This is a genomic window from Spirosoma agri (assembly GCF_010747415.1).
Taxonomy (GTDB): Bacteria; Bacteroidota; Bacteroidia; order Cytophagales; family Spirosomataceae; genus Spirosoma; species Spirosoma agri.
Genome location: NZ_JAAGNZ010000001.1, coordinates 2,417,652 through 2,435,350, shown reverse-complemented (window position 1 = coordinate 2,435,350; position 17,699 = coordinate 2,417,652). Strand labels below are relative to the sequence as shown.

The 17,699-nt window shown below is 51.8% G+C and carries 11 protein-coding genes; 6 read left to right on the top strand and 5 right to left on the bottom strand.

Annotation, left to right across the window (positions count from 1 at the left end; translation table 11 throughout):
- Positions 1–251 precede the first annotated feature (251 nt).
- Together GK091_RS10050 and GK091_RS10045 are read left to right on the top strand one after the other, a co-directional pair.
- Positions 252–2,795 (top strand): glycoside hydrolase family 95 protein, encoded by a 2,544-nt coding sequence (locus GK091_RS10050; protein ID WP_164036918.1) that lies wholly within the window; start codon positions 252–254, stop codon positions 2,793–2,795.
- Positions 2,796–2,901: 106 nt separating this feature from the next.
- Positions 2,902–4,344, top strand: a complete 1,443-nt coding sequence (locus GK091_RS10045; protein WP_164036915.1) for an alpha-L-fucosidase — start codon at positions 2,902–2,904, stop codon at positions 4,342–4,344.
- A gap of 162 nt (positions 4,345–4,506) precedes the next feature.
- On the opposite strand, the gene GK091_RS10040 is transcribed toward GK091_RS10045, so the two are convergent.
- Both GK091_RS10040 and fabG read right to left on the bottom strand, forming a co-directional pair.
- The gene (locus GK091_RS10040; protein WP_246202279.1) at positions 4,507–6,564 is read right to left on the bottom strand and encodes a VWA domain-containing protein; all 2,058 of its coding nucleotides are present in this window, start codon (positions 6,562–6,564) and stop codon (positions 4,507–4,509) included.
- Positions 6,565–6,764: 200 nt separating this feature from the next.
- The gene (gene fabG, locus GK091_RS10035) at positions 6,765–7,511 is read right to left on the bottom strand and encodes a 3-oxoacyl-[acyl-carrier-protein] reductase (protein ID WP_164036912.1); all 747 of its coding nucleotides are present in this window, start codon (positions 7,509–7,511) and stop codon (positions 6,765–6,767) included.
- Positions 7,512–7,667: 156 nt separating this feature from the next.
- Here fabG and GK091_RS10030 point away from each other — a divergent pair, with 156 nt between their 5' ends.
- Both GK091_RS10030 and GK091_RS10025 read left to right on the top strand, forming a co-directional pair.
- Positions 7,668–8,417, top strand: coding sequence for a PI-PLC domain-containing protein (locus GK091_RS10030; protein WP_164036910.1), 750 nt, complete (start codon positions 7,668–7,670; stop codon positions 8,415–8,417).
- 207 nt (positions 8,418–8,624) lie between these two features.
- Positions 8,625–10,379, top strand: a complete 1,755-nt coding sequence (locus GK091_RS10025; protein ID WP_164036908.1) for a GMC oxidoreductase — start codon at positions 8,625–8,627, stop codon at positions 10,377–10,379.
- Positions 10,380–10,507: 128 nt separating this feature from the next.
- Here the strand turns inward: GK091_RS10025 and GK091_RS10020 are convergent, their stop codons facing one another.
- Together GK091_RS10020 and GK091_RS10015 are read right to left on the bottom strand one after the other, a co-directional pair.
- The gene (locus tag GK091_RS10020; RefSeq protein ID WP_164036906.1) at positions 10,508–13,039 is read right to left on the bottom strand and encodes an ATP-dependent Clp protease ATP-binding subunit; all 2,532 of its coding nucleotides are present in this window, start codon (positions 13,037–13,039) and stop codon (positions 10,508–10,510) included.
- Positions 13,040–13,187: 148 nt separating this feature from the next.
- Positions 13,188–13,832: a WbqC family protein gene (locus GK091_RS10015; protein WP_164036904.1), complete on the bottom strand. Its 645-nt coding sequence runs from the start codon at positions 13,830–13,832 to the stop codon at positions 13,188–13,190.
- Positions 13,833–13,964: 132 nt separating this feature from the next.
- Here GK091_RS10015 and GK091_RS10010 point away from each other — a divergent pair, with 132 nt between their 5' ends.
- The gene (locus GK091_RS10010) at positions 13,965–14,837 is read left to right on the top strand and encodes a lysophospholipid acyltransferase family protein (RefSeq protein WP_164036902.1); all 873 of its coding nucleotides are present in this window, start codon (positions 13,965–13,967) and stop codon (positions 14,835–14,837) included.
- A gap of 167 nt (positions 14,838–15,004) precedes the next feature.
- Here GK091_RS10010 and GK091_RS10005 read toward each other — a convergent pair whose 3' ends face one another.
- Complete coding sequence (locus GK091_RS10005; protein WP_164036900.1) at positions 15,005–15,337, bottom strand: hypothetical protein; 333 nt, start codon at positions 15,335–15,337, stop codon at positions 15,005–15,007.
- 297 nt (positions 15,338–15,634) lie between these two features.
- Between GK091_RS10005 and ispG the strand changes: the two genes are divergently transcribed.
- Positions 15,635–17,668, top strand: coding sequence for a (E)-4-hydroxy-3-methylbut-2-enyl-diphosphate synthase (gene ispG / locus GK091_RS10000; RefSeq protein WP_164040686.1), 2,034 nt, complete (start codon positions 15,635–15,637; stop codon positions 17,666–17,668).
- Positions 17,669–17,699: the final 31 nt, after the last annotated feature.

Genomic DNA, 17,699 nt, shown 5'->3' with positions numbered 1-17,699 from the left:
GTATTGATTATCAATACTTTGTGAATAGAAACAAAACGAATTTCATATACTGATAATCCCAATCTGTTGCTGTTCTCAGGAATATAATGTACTTATGTACGTCGTGCACCAGAGCCCATACCAGCTCGAAAAACGTCGTCTGGATGGGTTCAGTCAGTGTTCCCTGTCACGTCTTAACGAGTAAAAACCGGCGGCAGATCACTTACCAGACAAGATCGCCTAACTTAGCGGGCTCACGATACAACCCATTCATGCTTACCAAACCAACTCATTTTTACGTCATTCTACTTGCCTGCCTTGTCAGTCTTTCGGGCCGGCTGAGTGCGCAGCCTCAGCCCTACAAGCTCTGGTACAAACAACCCGCCCGGAACTGGAACGAAGCCTTACCCGTGGGCAATGGCCGCCTGGGCGTCATGGTCTTCGGAAAAGTCACGGACGAGCTGCTGCAACTCAACGAAAGTACGCTCTGGTCGGGCGGACCAGCTGACACCAACCCGAATCCGGACGCAAAATCGTATCTTCCGCAAGTCCGTAAAGCATTATTCGAGGAGAATTATGAACTGGCCACGACACTGCTCAAAAAAATGCAGGGCCGCTACACCGAATCCTACGAGCCACTGGGCGACCTGCGGATTCAGCAGCCGTTCAGCAGCCAGCCAACGGATTATTACCGGGATCTCAACATCAGCGACGCCAGTGCCACAACCCGATTTACGGTGGACGGGGTGACGTATTCGCGGGAGGTATTCGTGTCGGCTCCCGATCAGGTTATCGTAGTGCGCCTGACCGCTAGTAAACCCGGTGCTCTCAATTTTACAGCCTCTACCAAAAGCCAGCTTCGCTACCGACTGGCCGTAATCAACAACCGGGAACTGGCCCTGAACGGGAAAGCACCCGCTCATACCGACCCAAACTACGTCGGCGATAATCCGCAGCCAATCATCTACGACGATGTCAGCCAATGCCGGGGTATGCGGTTCGCCCTTCGGGTTCGCGCCCTCCCCAGCGATGGCACCGTGACAACCGATACCGCTGGCATACATGTCAGCAAGGCAACCAGCGTGGTGCTTTTGCTTTCGGCGGCTACCAGTTTCAACGGGTTCGACAAGTGTCCGGATAAAGACGGCAAAGACGAACAGAAACTAGTGGTTGGGTATCTGAATCCAGCCGCCCGCAAATCGTATACCACGCTCAAACAGGCTCACCAGCAGGATTACCAGACCTATTTTAACCGCGTATCGCTCACCCTGAACCCGACGAAAAACGGGCCAGACCGGCAGGCGCTACCGACCGACGAACGACTGAGCAGGTACGCAACCGGCGAAGACGACCCAACCATGGAAAGCCTGTACTACCAGTTTGGGCGTTATCTGCTGATTTCCAGCTCGCGCCCGACCGGTACACCCGCTAATTTGCAGGGCATCTGGAACCCGCACGTTCGGCCACCGTGGAGCAGTAATTTTACCATCAACATCAACACCCAAATGAACTACTGGCCCGCTGAGGTCAGCAACCTGTCCGAATTTCACCGGCCGCTTTTCGGCTTGATCAAGGATGTAGCCGTTACGGGTAAAGCTACTGCCCAGAATTTCTACGGCATCGGCGGCTGGACGGCTCACCATAACACCGACATCTGGGGCCTTTCGAATCCGGTTGGTGACTTGGGAAAAGGTAGCCCATTATGGGCTAACTGGGCCATGGGGGGCGCGTGGCTTTGCCAGCACCTGTACGAACACTACCGCTTCACGGGTGATAAAGCATTTCTACGCGACACTGCCTATCCGCTTATGAAAGGGGCCGCTCAATTCTGCTCCGACTGGCTGATACCGTATAAAGACGGACACCTCGTCACGGCTCCATCGACCACCCCCGAAAATGTGTTCGTACTTCCCGGTGGTAAACAGGGTGAGGTATCCATAGCCACGACAATGGATATGGGTATTATCCGCGATCTGTTCACCAACGTCGTGGAAGCATCTACCGTGCTCAATACGGACGTTGCGTTTCGGCAGCTGATCAGCGAGAAAACCAGTAAACTCTATCCGTATCAAATCGGCAAAAAAGGCAATTTGCAGGAGTGGTACAAAGACTTTGAGGATGTCGATCCGCAACACCGGCACGTATCACACCTGTTTGCCCTGCATCCCGGTCGGTCCATTGCCCCCCTGACCACACCCGATCTGGCGGCTGCGGCCCGCAAAACGCTGGAGATTCGGGGAGATGGCGGCACGGGCTGGAGCAAAGCCTGGAAAATTAACTTCTGGGCGCGGCTTAATGACGGTAACCACGCCTACAAACTCCTGCGCGAGTTGCTGAAACTAAGTGGTGTGGAAGGGACCCAGTATGCCAACGCGGGAGGCACCTACCCAAATCTATTTTGTGCGCACCCGCCGTTTCAGATCGACGGTAATTTTGGGGGAATAGCCGGTATGAGCGAAATGCTGCTGCAAAGTCACCTGGACCACATTAGTTTGCTGGCGGCCCTCCCCGATCAGTGGAAAACCGGTCAGGTGAACGGATTGCGGGCGCGGGGCGGTTTCGATATTGTGGAAATGGCCTGGCAGGACGGCAAGGTGAGTAAAGTCGTTATCCGGTCTACCATCGGTGGCAATTGCCGCATCCGCGTTCCGAACGCCCTGAAGGCATCGGGTGGTGTGGCATTACAATCAGCCAGCGGTGCCAATCCTAATCCGCTTTTTCAGGGACCGACCGTTCCGACAGCAGCGTCACCGACCGCGCAGGTTTACGATTTTATGACCCAGGCAGGACGAAATTATACGTTTACGATGCAATAGGCGGACGATTCGGATAATCCACAAAAAAGGAGCAGATTGCTGGAAAGTTTCGTTTCCGGCAATCTGTTTTGCTTTCCGGGACGCTCAACAACAACTCCGTCGTTTCATGAAATCCGCATTCCTACGCCTTGCTCTGGGAGCAATGCTCAGTGTGCCAGCCTTCGCGCAGCAACATTCCGAACAAAACCACGACAAGTACATCTGGCCTAAAGATGAACAGGTCAAACAAAAACTACAGAACTGGCAGGACATCAAATTTGGTCTGCTCATGCACTGGGGCACCTACAGTGAATGGGGCGTGGTCGAATCCTGGTCGCTCTGCCCCGAAGACGAGGGCTGGTGCGAACGAAAAGGTCCTCATGCCGCCAATTGGTACGACTACAAAAAAGCGTACGAAAATCTCCAGACGACGTTCAACCCGACCAAATTCAATCCTGAACGCTGGGCCGATGCCGCGAAACAGGCTGGCATGAAGTACGTCATCTTCACCACGAAGCACCATGACGGGTTCTGTATGTTCGACACCAAACAGACCGACTATAAGATTACGGACAAGAAAACGCCCTTCTCGGCAAATCCACGCAGTAACGTAACGAAAGAAATTCTTGGTGCATTCCGCCAGCAGGGATTCATGGTCGGCACGTATTTTTCCAAGCCAGACTGGCATACCGAACAGTACTGGTGGCCTTATTTCCCCCCGAAAGACCGCAATGTCAGCTACGATCCAAAGAAATACCCGGACAACTGGAAGAAATTCAGCGACTTCACCTACAATCAGATTGAAGAGTTGATGACGGGTTACGGCAAAGTTGACATTTTGTGGCTCGATGGTGGCTGGGTTCGTCCGGCAAGCACCATCGATTCGACCATAAGCTGGCAGCGCACCATTCCCTATAGTCAGGACATAAACATGGCCCGCATTGCCGGAATGGCCCGTCAGCACCAACCGGGCCTGCTGGTGGTGGACCGCACCGTATCAGGCGAGTTCGAGAATTACGTGACGCCCGAACAACAGATTCCAGACCATTACATGCCTATTCCGTGGGAAACCTGCATGACGATGGGCAATAGCTGGTCGTATATCCCGAAAGAAAACTTCAAGTCGGCGCGCAAGCTGGTGCAAACGCTGGTCGATGTGGTCGCTAAGAATGGCAATCTGCTGCTTAACGTTGCACCCGGCCCCGACGGCGAATGGCACGAAGAAGCCTATCAGCGGATGCAGGAAATTGGCAAGTGGATAGCCACGAATGGCGAGTCAGTCTATGGCACCAAGCCGTTGGCTCCTTACCGGCAGGGACAGTGGGCGTTCACAACAACAGGCAAGGCAACGTATGCGTCGTATCTATCGGCAGAATCAGAGAAGCAGCTTCCGGCCAGTGTATCATTGACCATACCTACACTTCCATCGAAAGCGAAAGTGACCCTGTTAGGTTCTTCTCAACCGCTGAAACTAACCAAATCGCAAAATGGACTAACCGTTTCGATTCCGGAAAAAGTGCGCCAGCAATTGGCGGGACAGCCGGTATGGGTGTTCAAGATTACCGGGTAAGTACCTAACAGTACCTATTCTTCAATTTCTCACCGAGGCACAACGATCACTGAGGGCTGAAAACTACTCTCTGTAATCGTTGTGCCTCGGTGAGAAATAACTTGTCTGAGATAGTGACAGCGTACGATTATCGCGAATGGCCAGAGCCTGTTTGGGCCACTATCAATAGCCACCGTTGAATTTCCGGACTCCCCACTCGATGGCCGCTAGCGTCAGAACGACGAAAAACAGCCACCGCCAGTTGATAATCTCGTTCATTTCCTCGGTGCTGCTTAGTCGGGCGGGGTGCGACCGGGCGGTCAGGTTCTTGACAAGCGCATCGACCCGTGTTGGTCCGTAGAACTGCCCACCCGTTTGCTTGGCCAGTTGACGAAGCAGACCATGATCGGCGGTCGTGTTCAGGGCTTCCAGTTGCAGATCACGAACCACAAACTGGCCCGCCGATTGTTCAGCCCGGTTATTAACGCTTACGCTGGCCCGGAACCGATAAGCCCCCTGCGGCAGCCGGCTAATCTCAAACCGGCTGTTCGCTTCAGTCGGGGTATAGTTGTACGAACGGGTTATCCCTTTCTCGTCGGTGATTTCCAGCCGAACGGGTTTGTCGTAGAGTCGCTCGTAAATGTCATTATACAGTTCGGTCTCGAAGATCACTTTCTCGCCCGCCACAAACTCATTCCGGATTGGATAAACGCGCAGTTTACGCCGGTCTTCTTTCACCGAGATCAGTTGTATAACCTTCTGGATCAGTTCGTCGACAACTTCCTGTTTGTCAGTCAGCGCGTACTCTTCGAGCCGCCACAGCCACAAGCCTTCACCTGCCAGCACAGCCGCTTTACGCGGACGACCTACCGATCCGGCGTTTACGTTCAACGCCAGTAACGGTTTCGTGGTCCGGACGCTCCCAACCTGCTGCCACAATACCACTTCGCTACCGGGCTGGAGCCGAAATTCGCCGTAGGGAACGGACATAGGGGGCAATTTGCTCAACAACTCAAGTTTTGCCGGATCGAGGTTCAACTGCTTGAACTCCCCGTTAAAGGACCCGGTCACTTTGTCACTCTGGTTGGGTTGGGCCACTACCTGCATCACTGGGTTCGACGTATTGAACGGGCCTAACGACGACTGGTTACCCAACACGAACAGGACGGGTGTATTGGTCGACAGGTATTTCTGGACCAGTGCGTTGCCTAAGCCCCCGTTGTCAGGGATCTGATGAAGAATGAGCAGGTCGTAAGTTTTATCGGCGGGTGGGGTTGCTTCTGCCGGTGTGCCGGTCAAAATGCGGACATCCAGTTCGTAATTTTGATTTCGCTCCAGAATGTTCCGCAACGCTTTCACGTCCGGGTGGGGCGACAACGCCAATAGCAGTACTTTTTCTTTCCCGTCGATCACATCCAGATAAACATCCTGCCGGTTGTTAAGGGTACTAAATTCACCCGGTTGCGGCAGAATCTCGACCACGTAATGCTGAACGCCTTTCTGTGTTGCGGTTGTCTGAAATGTAAGTTGATTGAACGTGTCGTTCTTCGAAAAATTGACCGACTGGCGACCTAGTTCCCGCCCATTCTGCCGCAGCACAACGGTAGCACTTCGCCCCTGGAATCCATTGCTGACAATCTCGGCCTGGACCGGAAACTGATTTCCCAGATAGGCGATCCGGTTGGCAACAATACCTTTGAGCTGGATGTCCTTCTTGGCAATGGTATCACCCAGACCAACCGTCTGAACAGCAAACGGATATTGCCCGAACGTTGGTGACAAACCCTGGTTGAAGATACCATCCGATATAAGGACCACATCCGTCAGATTGCGCCCTTCGTAATCGGAGCGAATACCAGACAACAGCCCCGACAGGTTCGATGTTCGTTGCGTAAAGGCAATCTGCGTCAGATCAGCGTCCGTGACCGTATCCCCAAACGTTCGTACCGACACATCCAGCCCCTTGTCTGTCAGCTGCTGCCGTAGCGTTTGCAAACTTGTCAGTGCCCGGTTCAACGCGGGGCGTCCCGCTGCGGCAACCGATTCAGAATTATCGACGGCCAGCACGACTTTTGGCTTTTCGGTGATCGTTCGTACGCTCCGAATCAATGGATTGAGCAGTAGAAAGCAAAGAAAGCTGACTACAATAAATCGTAACGCGGCCAGGCCGTACGTCGTTCGCTTATCGAAACCACCAACGGCAGTCCCACTGCCCGCAAGCCGGGGTAATGGCTGATACATAGCAAACGCGTAGACCGCTCCTACGAGCAGGCACACTAGAATCCACCAGGGCGAAGATTGGAATAGAACGTCGGAGCGCACGTTGTCAAGTATGAATATGAATAATGACCGGGTCGCGGCAACCGGGTCGCGATGACCCGATCGCCGGTTCACTTATGAATGAATTCGAGTAGATAGCATGATCCGGTCATCATTCATCATTAGGTTAACATCCCCCCATCCACTTGCAGCACCTGACCGGTGATGTAGCGCGAGAGGTCGGAGGCCAGAAAAATGGCGCAGTCGGCAACCTCTTCGGGTTGACCACCGCGTTTCATCGGAATTTGCTGTTTCCATTCGTCAAGCGCCTTCTCATTGATTTCGCCGGTCATTTCGGTCTCGATAAAACCCGGAGCAATGGCATTAGACCGGATATTACGCGATCCCAACTCCAGTGCCACCGACTTTGTGAAGCCAATGATACCGGCCTTTGATGCGGCATAGTTGGCCTGTCCTGCATTACCGCGAATACCGACCACGGATGTCAGGTTGATGATGGAACCAGCTTTGGCTTTCATCATCGGTTTGATAGCCGCTTTGGTCAAGTTAAAGACCGACTTTAAATTAACGTTGATTACGGTGTCCCATTGCTCTTCCGACATCCGCATTAGCAAACCATCTTTCGTAATGCCTGCATTGTTGATCAGAATATCGAGTTTACCGAAGTCAGCTATAACTTGATTAACAAGCTCTTCGGCGGCTTTGTGGTCCGATGCATCGGAACGGTAGCCTTTGGCCTGGCCGCCAAATGCCCGCAGTTCTTCTTCCAGCGCCTGTCCTTTTTCAACGCTTGACAAAAATGTGAACGCTACCGTAGCACCTTCCTGAGCAAACTTGAGCGCCATAGCCCGCCCGATACCACGCGACGCACCGGTAATCAACGCAACTTTTCCTTTAAGTAAATCCATTGGTTAGTCAGAAGCCCAGTCGGCAAGCCGAACGGACTATTAATATAAAAACAACAAGAGTCAAAAATAGTAGTTTGAGCGCAAACGGCAAGGTCGATTTGTGGTTTTGGTTTAGTAAATAAGCTGTGTTACTTTGTCACAAATTAAGCAGTGCTTATGTATCTCCGCATCCTACTCCTTTTACTGCTACCGGTGGCAATTGCTACGGCTCAGAAAATCCAGTCACAAAATGACTACGCCCAGCCCCGGCCATTCGTGACGGCTTATGAACAACGCGCGGACTTTATTGAAGCCGATGTGTGGCTACTGGACGGGAAGCTGGTCGTCTCTCAGGAGAAACCAACCGGCAATGCGCCTACCCTAGATTCACTCTACATAAAACCGATCGCGAAATTATTCGGTCAATACAAAGATAAAGTAAGCACCGAACGGGATTATACTTTCGGGCTTATGCTGGATATTAAGGATAATCCAACCGATGTACTGCCGAAGCTGATTACGCTCTTGCAGGAAAATCTTTCTTATTTCAACCGGACGGCCAACGCAAAGGCCATCCAGGTCATTATCAGTGGCAACCGTCCTAAACTGGAAACCTACCTCGACTATCCGTTGCTCCTTCAATTCGATGGCCGGCCCAGTGAGGTATATGACGATGAAACGCTCCGGCGCGTAGCCCTCATCAGCGATAATTTTCGCCTGTATTCCCGTTGGGACGGCACCGACGAGCTGCCGGAAGTAGATCGCGAAAAACTCAAGCGCGTTATCAAACGAGCCCACAGCGACAATAAATTGATCCGGTTCTGGGGGGCGCCGGACTCACCCAATGCCTGGAAACAGTTAAAAAAAATCGGAGTCGATGTCATCAATACCGATAAAGTAGCCGAAGCAGTGCAAGCTATGCGCTAATCAATCGATAGCTTCATTTAGTAACTATCCAGGACCGATCGAAAACGTTCGGTCTTTTTTTGTTGAGGGCATCCGCCTGTTCAGTGTTACTCCTGTTTCCGTTCGCTTCCTTCCAACTTTTGTCTAAAGCAGTAAACGCACGCTTACTCTGACTTTCAGGTACATTGACCGATCCGGTTATTGACTTTCCTTAACTCTTCATTCTCGATGGATATTCCTCAACTTAAAAAGCCTCCCCTTGTCTACGATGTTGCCATCGTGGGTTCGGGCGCAGGGGGCGGCATGGCTGCGTATATGCTGGCAAAAGCCGGTGCCAAAGTTGTGTTGCTCGAAGCCGGTGGCTATTACGATCCTGCCGATCCAAAGTACATTACGCAATTAAAATGGCCGTGGGAATCACCCCGTCGCGGTGCCAGCACAGCCGCACGCTCGGGTGGCGACTTCGACGCGGCCTGGGGAGGTTGGGATATTGACGGAGAACCCTATTCGGCAAAGTCAGGAACCGAGTTTCACTGGTTCCGTTCCCGGATGCTTGGCGGACGAACCAACCACTGGGGACGTATCTCGATGCGCTTCGGGCCCGACGATTTTCGGCGTCGTTCGCTGTCGGGCGTGGGCGACGACTGGCCGATCAGTTACGATGATCTCAAACCCTTTTACGATCGGGTTGACAAACTGATCGGTGTCTTTGGCTCGGTCGAAAATTTTCCCAACGAGCCGGATGGTATATTTCTGCCACCACCCAAACCGCGTCTGCATGAATTAATGATCCGGAAGGGGGCCCGAAGTATCGGCATTCCAGTCATTCCTTCGCGCCTGAGCATTCTGACAAAACCGATCAACAACGAACGGGGCTCCTGTTTTTACTGCCACCAGTGCAACCGGGGTTGTCAGGCTTACGCCGATTTTTCAGCCTCGTCCGTTTTGTGTATTCCAGCGGTCAAAACCGGCAACGTGACACTCATTAACGGGGCTATGGCCCGCGAAGTGCTCACTGATTCACAAACGGGATTAGCAACGGGCATCAGCTACGTAGATACCCGCACGATGCAGGAAATGACCGTACGAGCTAAAGCCGTCATGCTGGGAGCGAGTACCTGCGAGTCAGCCCGAATTCTGCTCAACTCCAAATCGAGCCGTTTTCCGGATGGACTGGCCAACAGCAGTGGTGTTGTCGGCAAGTACCTCAATGACTCAACGGGGGCCAGCCGTTCGGGCTTTATACCAGCCTTGATGGACCGCAAGCGCTATAACGAAGATGGCGTGGGCGGTATGCACGTCTTTACACCGTGGTGGCTGGATAACAAGAAGTTAGATTTTCCGCGTGGCTATCACATCGAATACGGTGGCGGCATGGGCATGCCGGGTTACGGTTTTGGTGGTGGAGTTGAATCCCTCAATGGCACAATTCCTGGTCGCGATGGCAAAATGAAAACGGCTGGTGGCTACGGCAAGGGGCTGAAAGACGACTACCGCCGTTTCTTCGGTGCTTACATCAGCATGTCGGGACGGGGGGAGCCGGTCCCCTTAGCCAGTAACTACTGCGAAATCGATCCAAACGCTGTTGATAAATACGGCATTCCGGTGCTTCGGTTCAATTACAAATGGTCCGATTATGAAGTAAAACAGGCCAAACACATGCAGGATACGTTCGAGGAAATTATCCACTCAATGGGGGGTATCGCACTCGGACCGAAACCGGGCCCTGACACGGCTCATGGCTACGGACTGGCGGCTCCTGGTCGAATTATTCACGAAGTCGGTACGGTCCGTATGGGCAATGACCCGCAAACATCTGCCCTGAATAAATACCAACAGGCACATGACGTAAAAAACCTATTCGTTGTCGACGCGGCCCCATTCGTTTCGCAGGGTGACAAGAACGTAACCTGGACCATTTTGGCCAGTGCCATGCGCACTTCGGAATATTTGATCGACCAGGTGAAGCAGAAAAGTCTGTAACGCGGACATCCTGTCCGTATAGGTGCAGTATTTCTATTCAGAGGTTGTGCGGACAGAATGTCCGCGTTACAAAAAAAGCCTCCCAACTTCACAGTTGGGAGGCTTTTTCTCATTGAAATCTATACGTCTTACTCGACCACAGTTTCCTGTTTTTTCACCGAGATAGTCAGCAACTCGCCTTCACCACTGTAGTCGGCCATAATAATATCACCTTCTTTCAGTTCGCCTTTCAGAATTTCTTCTGCGACGGGATCTTCGAGATAACGCTGGATGGCACGGCTCAACGGACGGGCACCATACTGAGGATCATATCCTTTCTCCGATAAGAAGTCTTTTGCCTTCTCGCTCAGTTCGACAGTGTAACCCAGGTTGGTTACGCGGCCCAGGAGTTTACCCAGCATCAGGTCAATGATCTTGTGAATGTCTTCGCGTTGCAGCGAGTTAAACACAATCACGTCGTCCAGACGGTTCAGGAACTCGGGCGAGAACGCTTTGCGCAGTGCACTCTGAATCGTATTCTTCATCAGATCGTCCTGCGTTTCAGCCGACTTTTTCGTCGCGAAACCGATACCAGCACCGAAATCTTTCAGGTCACGTACCCCAATGTTCGAGGTCATGATGATGATCGTATTCCGGAAATCCACCCGACGACCCAGGCCATCGGTCAGGATACCATCGTCAAGCACTTGCAGCAGGATGTTGAACACATCAGGGTGCGCTTTTTCGATTTCGTCAAGCAGTACTACGCTGTATGGCTTCCGACGAATTTTTTCGGTCAACTGACCACCTTCTTCGTAACCTACGTAGCCTGGAGGTGCACCAACGAGTCGGCTAACGCTGAATTTCTCCATGTATTCCGACATATCGATCCGTACCAGCGCATCGTCCTTGTCGAATAGATAGGTAGCCAATACTTTGGCAAGCTCCGTCTTACCAACCCCGGTTGGGCCCAGGAAGATGAACGAACCAATTGGTTTCTTCGGATCTTTCAGACCAACGCGTGTCCGCTGAATGGCTTTTACCAATTTGTCGATGGCTGACTGCTGACCGATTACCCGGCCTTTCAGCTCATCGCCCATGTTGATCAGTTTCTTGCCTTCGTCGTTGGAGACACTTGTCACCGGAATACCCGTCATCATCGCGACGACTTCAGCAACGTTTTCTTCGTTGACCGTGTAGCGACGCTTCTTGGTATCCTCTTCCCATGCCTGCTTGGCACGGTCGAGTTGGTCGATCAGGCGCTTTTCTTTGTCACGGAGCTGAGCGGCTTCTTCGTACTTCTGGCTCTTGACAACCTGGTTTTTCTCCTTTTTGATATTCTCGATCTGCTCTTCGAGCTTCAGGATATCTTCGGGAACCGTGATGTTCGAGATGTGCACACGAGCGCCAACTTCATCCATTACGTCAATGGCTTTATCAGGCAGGAATCGATCCGATATATACCGTTCTGACAATTTCACCGCGGCCTCGATGGCTTCTTTGGTGTAATTGACGTGGTGGTGATCCTCGTATTTATCCTTGATGTTGTTCAGGATTTCGATGGTTTCGTCAATTGACGTGGCATCAACCATCACCATCTGGAAACGACGGGCCAACGCACCATCTTTCTCAATGTACTGGCGATACTCGTCTAATGTCGTGGCACCAATGCATTGAATATCGCCCCGCGCTAACGCTGGTTTGAACATGTTCGACGCATCGAGCGAACCTGACGCACCACCCGCACCAACGATGGTGTGCAGCTCATCGATAAACAGAATAACTTCGGGCGATTTCTCCAGTTCGTTCATCACCGCCTTCATCCGCTCTTCGAACTGACCACGGTATTTCGTACCAGCCACAAGCGATGCGAGGTCAAGGGTAACGACGCGTTTCCCGAAGAGTACCCGCGATACCTTTTTCTGCACAATCCGGAGCGCAAGTCCTTCGGCAATGGCCGTTTTACCAACGCCCGGCTCACCAATGAGGATCGGATTGTTTTTCTTCCGGCGGCTCAGGATCTGGGCCACACGCTCAATTTCTTTTTCGCGACCGACGATGGGGTCCAGTTTACCGACCTCAGCGAGCTTAGTTAGATCCCGGCCAAAGTTGTCAAGAACAGGTGTTCTCGATTTCTCAGAACCTTTTGGATCTTTACCGGAACCCGCATTGCCGCTACCACCGAACATGCCCCGATCGTTGTCGTCGTCGTCGGTTTCGGGGCCCATCACTGGACGGCTTCCCGAAGACTGATATTCGAGCATTTCTTTAATAACTTCGTAATTGACATTGAACTTGTTGAGAATCTGCGTGGCGACATTGTCTTCATCGCGCAGAATCGACAGCAACAAATGCTCCGTTCCGATGAGTGGGCTTTTGAAAATCTTTGCTTCTAAATATGTGATTTTCAGCGTCTTCTCCGACTGACGGGTCAGAGGAATGTTCGCCAGATTTTTCACATTGTTGGTCGCCGTTCCTTTCGTTGCCTGTTCAATAGTGACCCGGAGTTCGTCGAGCGAAATACCGAGTTTTTTCAGTAGACCAACGGCCACACCCTCGCCCTCACGAATCATGCCTAATAGCAGATGTTCGGTTCCGATGTAGTCATGGCCTAAGCGTAAGGCTTCCTCCCGACTCAGCGTGATGACTTCCTTGACGCGGTTTGAGAATTTTGCTTCCATTCGCTTGGGGTCTCCTTGGGTAAGCGTATACTGGCTTAACGAAGAGTTTTAAGGATTTGTTCACTCCTGCCAGCAGACCAGTTTCGTAGTTATTGGTGCGTACGTTTTCGGGTGATTTTATACTACTATAACACCCAAAAACTGTAAATCATTTCAAACTTAAAAACTCCGTCGCCAGTGGTCCTTGGCAGAATAATAGGTCTATTATACTCAGGTTTGGTGCAAAATCAAAGCCAAAGTTCTGCTGATACGGTTTCGGCTGGTAGAATACATACGATTCTAGCCTATTCCGTGGATTTATCGTTGAACGAACGTCAAATAAGCCGACTGTCGGTTCTTTCTCGTACCATTCTGTCAGGTTCACGTCCACCTTCACCCGCAATAGATTCAGACAAATTGTCAGCACCTCGACATTCAGGTCGAACAGAAATGTCCAGTTCTGCTGGTAAACCCGCTCGAACTCGGGTGCATAGAACTCAAAAAACGGTGCTTTACTGTAAGCTGATTGCAGACACCGCCAGTGATGTTGTTGCCAGGGCTGCCCATTGTCCACCCGTAGCTCCCGGATGGGAAGGTGATGGGTCCCCTGGTGCACCGGCACGGTTAGGGTATCCACTTTATTTGCTGTCAGAACGTAGCAGCGATTTCTGTAACTTTGCTTCTGGTAATGTTCATTAGCTTCCAGCCGCACCCGCTGAAACTGTACTAACCCTGACACATAATCCAGACAAGGCAAATAGTGTAATTCAACGAGTAACTCGGTCGGATCAGGCTGGGGCTGGTACTTTTCCAATAACAACAAACGTATCTGTTCACAAGTAAGGCAAAAAAACAATACCACCAACTGATTTTTCAAATTTTTAATTTTCTCGGTATCGCTGAGGCAAAACCGCCATTTTGAATCGGGATAGCCAATTTATTACGAATGATCTTCTTTCGATTCTTGTCGCGTCTGCCACTAGGGTTACTTTACGGGCTGGCCGATTTTTTGTACGTTCTCTTGTTCTATATCGTGCGTTACCGGCGTCAGGTAGTGGTCAATAACCTTCGCTTGTCCTTCCCGGAAAAAACGCCCGCTGACATTCAACGCATTACCAAGGGGTTTTATCGAAACTTAACCGATCTGATCGTTGAAACCATTAAAATGCCCTCCTTTTCGGCCAGCGAATTGCGTCAGCGGGTGCTCTTTACTAATGCCGAGCTGGTACAAGATCGATTGAAAGCGGGTCAGGCTGTGATCGGGATGGCCTCACACAGTAGCAACTGGGAGTGGATTCCGTCGGCTTCGGTGCTGTACGGTATGCCGACCGATAGTATCTACAAAACGCTGAACAGTCCTTTTTTCGAGCAACTCATGCGTACGGTGCGATCCAGTTTCGGCGCGGTGCCTGTGCCAATGAATACGTTGCCTCGCCGGATGGTTGCCCAGAAAGGTACACCGCGCATCATTGCCCTCGTAGCCGATCAGGTCCCCGACGTGCCGGAACAAGCTTACTGGACGGATTTCCTGCATCAGGATACGCCTTTCTATCCCGGCACAGAGCGATTGGCCCGCAGCCGGCAGCTACCCGTTTTTTATACGCAGCTGAGACGAATCCGGCGCGGCTATTATGAAGTTACTTTCACCCTTATCGGCGAGCCGCCCTACACGACGCTGCCGCCGGGCGCTATTCTGGAAAACTACCGCGACCTACTGGAAGAAACCATTCGTAACTACCCTTCCGACTGGCTCTGGTCGCATAAACGGTGGAAGCACTGGCGTGGCAAATACCCCAAAATCAGCGCCAAACTGGATTGAACAAACGTACCGTGTAGGCAATGCAGTGTCTGTTCGCTAAATGACAAGCAATGCGTAAAACGATAAAATCCTGCAACCTCCGTTAAACTGTCTTCATCCATAAATGAAAAAGTCGCCCAACAGTGATATTGGGCGACTTTTTCATGAACAGCTAAGTAAGCGAACGACTACAGCGAATCACGCTTGGCAGCACGCGATGAATCACGCTTTGCCTTTACTTTATCGACTTCGTTGGTAACTGCATCACCAACTTTGTTGGCTCCGTTGCTGATGGCTTCACCAGCTACTTTTGCCTTCCGCTTTGCGCCCTGACCGACTTCGGTAGCCGTCTCGCCAATGCTTTGACCGGTGTTTTTCATGTCTTCTTTCAGACGGGCTTTGCGTTCCGCTTTCTCCATCTTACGCATCTCTTTCTTACTCATCGCTGTACTGTCCTGGGCATAAGCGCCGACAGTAAGCATCAGAACGAGTGCAAACGCACTTAGTAATTTAGCTTTCATACCGTTAATTTTTAGTAAATGACAGGTTGTGTTTCCGTTTGTCAGCACAGGTTGTGTGCCTAGTGCGACTTTCGTTTATCGCCAATTCAACCTGCACAAGCTGGAAAATGTTTATTAAATTTTACTTAACTAGTCTCACTATCAGGTAGAAGATAATGCACTGGTGGCAGAAACGAAGCGAACATTTATCTATGCACTAACGTTTTCCAGACAAACAGACACCATGTTTGGAAGACTCCTTTTCCGTACCTTTGTCTTCGGCAAACGTCTGTGTCAAACGGCTCTGCCGATACCCGTATGCTCGATTCGCTGCTTACCCCCTCTATTTCGACGGCTACCGATACGCCGGAGCAACTTACTTCATCAACGCTGTACACCCCTTCGCTAATCCGCTACATCCGACGGAAAACCAGTACGGTTACCATTGGTGATGTGCCAATGGGATCAGACTTTCCGATTCGGGTTCAGTCGATGACCACCATTGATACAATGGATACCAAAGGCTCCGTGGAGCAGAGTATCCGAATGATCGAAGCGGGTTGTGAATACATCCGTATTACGGCTCCGAGTGTGAAGGAAGCGCAGAATCTGGAAAATATTCGCAAGGAACTTCGGGCGCGTGGCTATACAACACCATTGGTAGCCGATATTCACTTCACGCCCAATGCCGCTGAACTGGCAGCCCGTATTGTGGAGAAAGTCAGGATCAACCCCGGCAATTACGCCGATCGCAAGCGATTCGAATTTATTGACTATACCGACGCAGCCTATGCCGCCGAACTGGAGCGAATCCGGGCTAAATTTTTGCCGCTGATTCGTATTTGTAAAGAATACGGAACGGCCATGCGAATTGGCACTAATCACGGTTCGTTGTCTGACCGCATTCTGAGTCGTTACGGTGACACACCCGTCGGCATGGTGGAATCAGCGCTGGAATTCCTCCGGATTTGCGAAGAAGAACAGTATTATAACATCGTTCTGTCGATGAAGTCGAGCAACCCGCAGGTGATGGTGCAAGCCTACCGCCTGCTGGTGCAGCGCCTGGACGAAGAAGGCCTGAAACCGTACCCGTTGCACCTCGGCGTGACGGAAGCGGGTGAAGCCGAAGACGGTCGGATCAAATCGGCGCTGGGTATCGGCACGTTGCTCGAAGATGGTATCGGCGACACGGTTCGTGTATCACTGACCGAAGAACCAGAGCGTGAAGCTCCCGTTGCCCAGGCGTTGATCGACCGCTATACGAATCGGGCTGCCAGTAGCACGCCAATTCCAGCCATCACCACTTATCCGATCAATCCCTTTCAATACAGTCGTCGGGCAACGCATGAGGTCGGAAATTTTGGGGGCCAGAACGTGCCGCGCGTCATTGCCGACTTTAGCCAGACGCCCGTAACGGACCACGAGGTGCTGCATCCGGTTGGTCATTTTTACCTGCCCGTGCCAGACAAATGGCGTATGAATGACCTCGGTGCTGATTATATCTACACGGGTTCGCATCCGGCGCAGTTCATGTTACCCAACGGTCTGAAGGAAATTCAGGATTTCGCCGTTTGGCAAACCAGTTCCGATCAGATCAACGCGTTCCCGCTGCTGACAGCGCCCGATTATGTATCGGCGCAATCGACGGGTGAAAAACGGCACAGTCGCCTGAATTTCATACGCGCAACGCTGGCCGATCTGTCCAGTGAGCTACTGACTATGCTGCGGTCGGACAAGACCGTTGTGCTGGTCATTTCGACCGAGAATGCCCATGCCATGCCTGAGCTGCGTCGGTTGGTTGTCGAGCTTATGAACCAACAGCTGACTACGCCTGTAGTCATCCAGCGTGGCTACCCAACGGTGCCGGACGACGATGTACCGTTGTATGCGGCAACTGACGTGGGTGGCTTACTGATCGACGGACTTGGCGATGGCATTATGCTTGCCACATCAAGACACGGCTCGAACGATGAGTTGAAACGGCTGAACAGCCTGGCCTTCGGCATTTTACAGGCCGCCCGAACCCGCATCACAAAAACCGAATACATCTCCTGCCCTTCCTGCGGACGTACGCTGTTCGATCTACAGGAAACGACGGCCCACATTCGTCAGCGTACCGATCACCTAAAAGGCGTAAAAATTGGCATCATGGGCTGTATCGTTAACGGTCCCGGCGAAATGGCCGACGCCGACTATGGGTATGTGGGCATTGGCCGCGATAAAATTGCGCTTTACCGGGGTCAGCAGGTAATCAAGAAATCGGTGCCCGCCGACCGGGCTGTCGATGAACTGATCGAGTTGATCCGGGAAGATAGTCGGTGGATCGAGCCAGAAAAAATCGAAACATTTTGACTTAACAGACGCTAAAGTTTGTTAGCCAAGT